General features: G+C 75.1%; 7 protein-coding genes. All 7 read right to left on the reverse strand.

Features of this window, described 5'->3' with window-relative positions; genetic code table 11:
* The 7 genes from FVA95_RS03610 to ddaH all read right to left on the reverse strand — a co-directional run bounded on the left by FVA95_RS03610 (window position 1) and on the right by ddaH (window position 7581).
* Window positions 1–1581, reverse strand: a complete 1581-nt coding sequence (locus FVA95_RS03610) for a hypothetical protein (RefSeq protein WP_149662919.1) — start codon at window positions 1579–1581, stop codon at window positions 1–3.
* Complete coding sequence (locus tag FVA95_RS03615; protein ID WP_149662920.1) at window positions 1581–2588, reverse strand: Ppx/GppA phosphatase family protein; 1008 nt, start codon at window positions 2586–2588, stop codon at window positions 1581–1583. Before FVA95_RS03615 ends, FVA95_RS03610 begins: the two co-directional genes overlap by 1 nt.
* Window positions 2589–2634: 46 nt before the next feature.
* Window positions 2635–3324 (reverse strand): response regulator transcription factor, encoded by a 690-nt coding sequence (locus FVA95_RS03620; protein WP_149662921.1) that lies wholly within the window; start codon window positions 3322–3324, stop codon window positions 2635–2637.
* 1 nt (window position 3325) lies between these two features.
* Complete coding sequence (locus FVA95_RS03625; protein ID WP_205015750.1) at window positions 3326–4588, reverse strand: cell wall metabolism sensor histidine kinase WalK; 1263 nt, start codon at window positions 4586–4588, stop codon at window positions 3326–3328.
* Window positions 4589–4811: 223 nt separating this feature from the next.
* Complete coding sequence (locus tag FVA95_RS03630) at window positions 4812–5546, reverse strand: phosphoglyceromutase (RefSeq protein ID WP_193564287.1); 735 nt, start codon at window positions 5544–5546, stop codon at window positions 4812–4814.
* A 17-nt stretch (window positions 5547–5563) separates the two neighbouring features.
* Window positions 5564–6784, reverse strand: coding sequence for an ornithine--oxo-acid transaminase (gene rocD, locus FVA95_RS03635; protein WP_149662922.1), 1221 nt, complete (start codon window positions 6782–6784; stop codon window positions 5564–5566).
* Window positions 6781–7581: a dimethylargininase gene (ddaH, locus tag FVA95_RS03640; protein ID WP_149662923.1), complete on the reverse strand. Its 801-nt coding sequence runs from the start codon at window positions 7579–7581 to the stop codon at window positions 6781–6783. Before ddaH ends, rocD begins: the two co-directional genes overlap by 4 nt.
* Between the last annotated feature and the right edge of the window lie 236 nt (window positions 7582–7817).

Genomic DNA, 7817 nt, shown 5'->3' on the forward strand with positions numbered 1-7817 from the left:
TTACCGGTCCAGCAACACCAGGATCGCCGGGGACACGGTCAGCAGCAGTCCGACGAGCACCGCGAACAACGTGGTCTTCAGGTCGTCGTTGCGCAGCAGGGCCCGCACGCCGAGCACCAACCCGACGGTCAGCACGACCGCGAGCGACAGCGCCACGATCGGCAACGAGGTCCACAGGTAGCGGAACAGCACCCAGATCGCCGCACCGGCGACAGCGCCGCCGATCCACTGGGCGATGACGACCGCCCAGGCCTGGCCGGTCCCGGCCGCACCGGCCGGAGCCTCGTCGTCGAGGCCCGCGGGCGGCTGCGCACCACTGTCGGTGACGGCGTCGCGGCGCCCGGAGCGGCGGCGCGGGGGCTCGTCGTCCTCGACCGCGCCGGCGGCGAGCTCGCCGTGGTCCTCGTAGTCGTCGTAGTTCTCGTGGTCGGCGTAGTCGTCGTGGTCGCGGTCGTCCTGCGGGCGCTCGGGGGCCAGCACGCCGGTGCGACCGCCGTCGGCGGAGCCGGGCCCGTCGTCGTATCCGGCGGGGCCGTGCCGGTCGTCGTACCCGGCGGGACCGTGCCGGCCGTCGTAGCGGGGATCGGCGTCGTAGCCCCGGTCCCGGTCGTCGTAGCCCTGGTCCCGGTTCTGATAGCCCTGCCGGACGTCGTAGCCCCGGTCGTCGTAACCCTGCTGGTCGTCGTAACCCTGCCGGTCGTCGTAGTCGTCGGCGAACGGGTCGTAGGCGCCGGTGGGCGGGCCCGCGTCGGCCGGACGCGCACGTCCGGTGGGGCCGTCGTGCTCGTCGTCCAGCGGCGGGGCGCCGAACTGGGTGGGCGGGCCACCGTCGTCGTCGGCCGCGGGGGCCGGGCGGCGGGCGCCGAGCCGGCTGGTCGGGATCTCGTCGGCGACGCCGTCGGCCGTGCCGGGCGGGGGGCCGTACGGACCGGACGGGCGCGGGGCGTCGCCGCGGGGTCCCCAGTCCTGGGTGGCGGGGCCGTCGTCGCGGCCGTAGGGGCGGCCGTTCGGCGGGCCCTGCGGCTCGGGCGCGAACGGACGGGCCTGCGTGGCCGGTCCGGGGCCCGCGGCCCACTGCCCGGGGGGCGGGCCCTGTGGCCTGCGGGGCGGGGCGCCGCCGAAGGCCGCGGCCCCGTTCGGGCCGCTGCCGTTCGGGCCGCTGCCGTTCACAGCGCCGCCGTGCGGGGCGCCACTGTTCGGGGCGCCACCGTGGGCGGCACCGCCGTTCGGAGCGTTGCCGTTCGGCACGAACGGCTCCGGCGCGCGCCCGGTCGGCCCCTCGGAGGGGTCGGGACGGCGCGCGGGCGGGAACGAGGGATGGTCGAGGGGCGGCGGACCGTCGCCGCCGCGCGGGGCGAACCCGCCCGCGCCCTCGGGCGGGCGGACACGGTCGGCGGCCGCCGGGCGTCGCGGCGGGGCCGCCACGTCGGTCCGCGCGGGTGCCGCGGACGACGGTGCGCCGGGGCCCTCGTCGTCCTCCGCGGCGCGACGACGGCGGCGTCGTCCGGGCTGCTGGCCGCCGTTGGCGGCCAGGAGCTCCGCGACCGTCCGCTGGCGAGGCTCTCCGCTGTCCACACTCATCACGACCACCGTGCCCTGTGCGTTGTCAAGGGTCCAAGCCCGCCCGGGGATGTCTGCGCCGAGCGGTCGTCCCCGGTCGTCCCATCGAGCATGTCGAAGCGCCGGAGGATCACTCCCTCGCGCAACGCCCACGGACAGATCTCGAGTTCGGTCACGCCGAGGGCGTCCATCGCCGCCTGGGCGACGACCGCCCCGGCGACGAGCTGGTGCGCCCGGCTGGCGCTCACGCCGTCGAGCTCGGCGAGGTCGGGGCCCGACATCCGGGTGATGAACGCCGACAGCTGGCGCAGACCCTGCGCGGTCAGCGTGCGGCGGGCACCCGGCCCGGCGCTGGACGGTGCGGCACCGGCGAGCCGGGCCAGCGTCCGGAAGGTCTTGGAGGTGCCCACGGCCCGGTCCGGCCGGCCCGCGGCACGCAGCCGTCCGGCGATGGGGGCGATCTCGTCGCGGACCCGTTCGGTCAGCGCGGCGACCTCCGCCCGCGACGGCGGGTCGGAGGTGAACGCGTCGCGGGTCAGCCGCCCGGCGCCGAGCGGCACCGACGCGGCGACGTCGGGGGTCTCGTCCCGCCCGACGGCCAGCTCCAGCGAGCCGCCGCCGATGTCGAGCACGAGCAGCCGCCCGGCCGACCAGCCGCACCAGCGGCGGACCGCGAGGAAGGTCCAGCGGGCCTCGTCCTCGCCGGGCAGGACCTCCAGCGCCACCCCGGTCTCGCGCTGCACCCGGGCGAGCACCTCGGCGGAGTTCGTCGCGTCGCGCAGCGCGGAGGTGGCGAACGCCAGGAGGTCGTCGCAGCCGGCGGCCCGGGCGGTGTCCCGGGCCCGGTGCACGCTCTCCAGCAGCGCCTTCACCCCGTCGCGGCTCAGGGCGCCCTTGCGGTCGAGGTGCTCGGCCAGACGCAGCTGGTCCTTCTCCGACGACATGGGCTTCGGATGGGCACCCCGGTGGGCGTCCACCACCAGCAGATGGACGGTGTTGGACCCCACGTCGAGAACGGCCAGGCGCACCCGGTCAGGTTACCGAGCCGTTATCGACCGTCGGGCAACCCCTGGCTCACACGTCGAACTTGTAGCCGAGCCCGCGCACCGTGACCAGGTGCTTGGGCGCCGAGGGGTCGCCCTCGACCTTGGACCGCAGCCGCTTGACGTGCACGTCGAGGGTCTTGGTGTCACCGACGTAGTCCGCGCCCCACACCCGGTCGATCAGCTGGGCCCGGGTGAGCACCCGCCCGACGTTGCGCAGCAGGTACTCCAGCAGGTCGAACTCCTTGAGCGGGAGCGCGACCTCGTCGCCGTTGACCGACACGACGTGCCGCTCGACGTCCATCCGCACCGGGCCGGCCTCCAGGACGCCGGTGCCGCCCTCGGCCTCCCCGCCGGCCTCGCCGCCGCGGCGCAGCACCGCGCGGACGCGGGCGATGAGCTCGCGCGCCGAGTACGGCTTGGTGACGTAGTCGTCGGCGCCGAGCTCCAGCCCGACCACCTTGTCGATCTCGCTGTCCCGGGCGGTCACCATGATCACCGGCACGGCGGAGCGGGAGCGCAGCGCCTTGCAGACGTCGGTGCCGCTCATGCCGGGCAGCATCAGGTCCAGCAGCACGATGTCGGCACCGTTGCGGTCGAACTCGCTCAGCGCGTCGTTGCCGTTGGCCGCGACGGCGGTGGTGAACCCCTCCTTGCGCAGCATGAACGCGAGCGGGTCGGCGAAGGACTCCTCGTCCTCGACGATCAGCACCCTGGTCATCTCATCCTCCGGTTCCGGCGGTCTGGGGGGAGCTGCCGACGGCAGCCTCACCGTGCGGGGCGCCGCCGATGCCCATCCGGGCGGGCAGGCGCATGGTGAAGGTCGATCCGGTGCCGGGGCGGCTCCACAGCCGCACCTCGCCACCGTGGTTGGCGCAGACGTGCTTGACGATCGCCAGGCCTAGCCCGGTGCCGCCGGTGGCCCGCGAGCGGGCCGGGTCGACCCGGAAGAAGCGCTCGAAGACCCGCTGCTGGTGCTCGGGGGCGATGCCGATGCCGCGGTCGGTCACGGCGATCTCGATCGAGCCGTCGACCGCGCGCCGGCTCACCGACACCGACGAGTCCGCCGCGGAGTAGGCGATCGCGTTCTCCAGCAGGTTCGTCAGCGCGGTGACCAGCAGCGTGCGGTCGCCGTCGACGACCAGCCCCGAGTTCTCGTCGGCGGTGATCTCGACGGCGTGCGACTCGGCGGAGTTGCGGCTGCGGGCCAGCGCCTCGGAGACGACCTCGTCGACGTCGACGGCGGCCAGCGCGGGCAGCCGTTCGGCGCCGGTGAGCCGGGACAGGGCGATCAGCTCCGAGACCAGGTTGCCCATCCGGGTCGCCTCGCGCAGCAGCTTGTCGCCGAACCGGCGGACCTCGCCGACCGCGTCCGGGTCGGGCTCGCCGCCGTCGGCGCGCTCCAGGCCGTCGAGGCTGTCGAGCAAGGCCTCGGCCAGCAGCGCGACCGCGCCGACGGGGGTCTTGAGCTCGTGCGAGACATTGGCGACGAAGTCGCGCCGGGTCGCCTCCAGCCGGGCCACCTCGGAGGTGTCGACGGCCTCGACGAGCGCGAAGCCGTCGCCGAGGGAGCGGATCCGGGCCTGCACCGCGACCGGGCCGCGGGGCGTGCGGTCCAGCGGCGAGAGGTCGACGGTGTAGTCGCCGGAGGCGAGCAGCCGGTCCCCGCCCTGCACCCGTCGGCAGGCGGCGAGCGCGCGCGGGTCGAGCCGCTCGCCGGTGACGGCGCCGAGCGCGGCGGCCCGCCGGTTGTGCAGGAGCACCTCGCCCCCGGCCCCGACGACGGCCAGCCCGGAGCTCGACTGCCGGAACGTGCGGTGCAGCAGCTCGCCGAGGGTGGGGCCGTCGACGGCGACGGGGTCCGCCGGAGGGCGGCCGGTGCCGGGGCTGGGCCGGCCGTGCGACGACCGTCGCGCCAGTGCCACCCCGGCGGCGAGACCGAGGAGCAGGGCGAGGGCCGAGATCAGCCACGCGAGCGTGGTCACGGGTGCATGGTAGGCAGCCGGGGGTACCCCCTGACCAGCGCCGGACACCGGATGGTGACGCCCGCGACCCCTTCGCGCGACACTGTTCGGTCCCCGTTCACCGTGGGTTCAGCGAACCCCGTCCGGTCCCCTCGTGTCCCACGAACGGGCCCCTCGTACGAGAGGTTCGTGCGAGGGGCCCGTTCGTGCGGACCGGGCAGGTGCGGGAGAGGGGTGGGCGCGGTCAGCGCCCCTGGTTCGCCACCCCGGCGATGGCCTCCTGCGCCGCGGCCGGGTCGAGGTAGCGCCCGCCCGGGTTCGTCGGCGCCAGGTCGTCGTCGAGGTCGTAGACGAGCGGGATGCCGGTGGGGATGTTGAGGCCGGCGATGTCGGCGTCGGAGATCCCGTCGAGGTACTTCACCAGCGCGCGCAGCGAGTTGCCGTGCGCGGCGAGCAGCACGACCTTCCCGTCGCGCAGGTCCGGCACCACGGCCTCGGTCCAGTACGGCAGGAACCGGTCGACGACGTCGGCCAGGCACTCGGTCAGCGGCGCGTCGACACCGGCGTAGCGCGGGTCGGCGTCCTGGGAGAACTCGGAGCCCTTCTCGATGGGCGGCGGCGGGGTGTCGTAGGAGCGGCGCCAGAGCATGAACTGCTCCTCGCCGTACTGCTCCAGGGTCTGCTTCTTGTCCTTGCCCTGCAGGGCGCCGTAGTGGCGCTCGTTGAGGCGCCAGTCGCGCTTGACCGGGATCCAGTGCCGGTCGGCGGCGTCGAGGGCGATGTTCGCGGTGGAGATGGCACGGCGCAGCAGGGAGGTGTGCACGACGTCCGGCGCGACGCCCGCCTCGGCCAGCAGCTCGCCGCCGCGGCGGGCCTCGGCCTCGCCCTGGGAGGAGAGCGGCACGTCCACCCAGCCGGTGAACAGGTTCTTCGCGTTCCAGTCGCTCTGACCGTGACGCAGCAGTACGAGGGTCGGCATGGCGGACAGCCTGCCACCTACCCGCGGGAAAGGTCTCCGAGCACGTCCCCGAACGTGTCCACCAGCACGTCGACCTCGTCGTGGGTGACCACCAGCGGCGGGGACAGCCGCACCGTCACGCCGTGGGTCTCCTTGGCCAGCACCCCGCGCCGGGCGAGCGCGACGCACACGTCGCGGCCGGTGCCGATCCGCGGGTCGACGTCGACGCCGAACCACAGCCCCACCCCGCGCACCGCGGTGATCCCGGGCAGCGCGCGCAGCCGCGTGTCCAGGTGCGCACCGAGCTCGCGGGCCCGGGCCTGGTACTCCCCCGTCGCCAGCAGTGCGCACACCGCGGACCCGACGGCGGCGGCGAGCGGGTTGCCGCCGAAGGTGGAGCCGTGCTCGCCGGGGCGCAGCACGCCCAGCACGTCGCGCCGCCCGACGACGGCGCTGACCGGCACGATCCCGCCGCCGAGCGCCTTGCCGAGGGTGTAGAGGTCGGCGCGCACCCCGGACAGGTCGGTGCACAGCGTCGCCCCGGCCCGGCCGAGCCCGGACTGGATCTCGTCGCAGACCAGCAGCACGCCCCGCCGCTCGGTGAGCTCGCGGACCGTGCGCAGGTAGCCCGGCGGCGGCACGAGGACCCCGGCCTCGCCCTGCACCGGTTCGAGCAGCACCGCGACGGTGTCGTCGGTGAGCGCGGCGGCGAGCGCCTCGGCGTCGCCGTAGGGGACGCGGTCGAAGCCGGGGGTGAACGGGCCGAAGTCGTCGCGGGCGACCGGGTCGTCGGAGAAGGAGACCACCGTCGTCGTGCGCCCGTGGAAGTTCCCCGCGGCGACGACGATCCGGGCCGCCCCCGGTGCCACGCCCTTCACCCGGTAGCCCCAGGCGCGGGCGACCTTGACCGCGGACTCGACGGCCTCGGCTCCGGTGTTCATCGGCAGCACGGCCTCGGTGCCGGTCAGGGCGGCGAGGTCGCGCTGGAACCCGGGCAGGCGGTCGTTGTGGAACGCCCGCGCGGTCAGGGTCAGCGTGTCCAGCTGGGCGTGCGCGGCCGCGGAGAGCGCGGGGTGGCGGTGCCCGAAGTTGAGCGCGGAGTAGCCGGCGAGCGCGTCGAGGTAGCGGACGCCGTCGACGTCGGTGACCCAGGCGCCGTCGCCGTGGGACAGCACCACCGGCAACGGCGCGTAGTTCGCCGTGCCGAACTCCTCGGCGAGGGCGATCTGCCGGTCGGTGCCCGGGACCACGGCGGTCACGACCGCAGCTCCAGCGTGGCGCACTTGATCCCGCCACCGCCCCGGCGCAGCTCCGAGGTGTCGACGCCGACGGTGCCGAACCCGCGCTCGGCGAGGTCGGCGGCGAACTTCTCGGCCTGCGGCGCGTGGACGACGGTGCGGCCGTCGGAGAAGCAGTTCAGCCCCAGCACCGACGCGTCCTCGTCGGAGACGATCACCGCGTCCGGGAAGCGGAACCGCAGCACCTCCTGGGAGGCGTCGTCGAACGCCGCCGGGAGGTAGGCGACCGCGCCCGGCCCGCCGGCCGGGTCGAGCACCGCGAACGCCGTGTCGAGGTGGTAGTAGCGCGGGTCGACGAGCTGCAGGGACACGACCTCGCGGCCGAACACCTCCGCGGCCTCGGCGTGCGCACGCGGGTCGGTGCGGAACCCGGTGCCGGCGTAGACGGTGTCGCCGACGAGCAGCAGGTCGCCCTCGCCCTCGTTGACGTGGCGGGCCTCGTGCACGGCGAACCCGGCGGCGCGGAACCACGCGCCGTACGCGGGCCCCTCGGCGGCGCGCTCGGCGTGCCGGAACCGGGCGGTGAGCGCGGTCCCGTCGATCACGGTGCCGCCGTTGGCGGCGTAGACCATGTCCGGGTACCCGGGCAGCGGGTCGACGAGCCGGACGTCGAACCCGAGGTCACGGTAGACCGCGCGCAGGGTCTCCCACTGGGCCAGCGCGAGCCGGGTGTCGGTCGCCTGCTCCGGACGCATCCAGGGGTTGATCCGGTAGCTCACCGTGAAGTGCTCGGGGCGGCACATCAGCACAGAGGTCATGCGCACAGCATGGCGCGCACACCCCGTGCGTTTCCCGGCATGGAGCGCACGATCCGCGCGTGCTGCATCGGTTCTGAGCCGGATCCGGGCGTACCGGGCTAGCATCCGGCGTCGTGGACGGGATCGACGCGATCGACCGCAGGCTGCTGGACCTCCTGCGGGTCGACGGCCGAGCGGGTGTGGTCGACGTTCGCCGCCAGTCGCAGTCGTTCCAGGGCGTCCTCCAGGGACTGCAC

Source organism: Pseudonocardia sp. EV170527-09, assembly GCF_008369905.1.
GTDB lineage: Bacteria > Actinomycetota > Actinomycetes > Mycobacteriales > Pseudonocardiaceae > Pseudonocardia.

What these genes read in the sequence shown, in the direction of transcription:
- FVA95_RS03630 (WP_193564287.1), bottom strand. Translation starts at nt 5,546, where the DNA reads ATGCCGACCCTCGTACTGCTGCGTCACGGTCAGAGCGACTGGAACGCG.
- ddaH (WP_149662923.1), bottom strand. Translation starts at nt 7,581, where the DNA reads ATGACCTCTGTGCTGATGTGCCGCCCCGAGCACTTCACGGTGAGCTAC.
- FVA95_RS03610 (WP_149662919.1), bottom strand. Translation starts at nt 1,581, where the DNA reads ATGAGTGTGGACAGCGGAGAGCCTCGCCAGCGGACGGTCGCGGAGCTC.
- FVA95_RS03620 (WP_149662921.1), bottom strand. Translation starts at nt 3,324, where the DNA reads ATGACCAGGGTGCTGATCGTCGAGGACGAGGAGTCCTTCGCCGACCCG.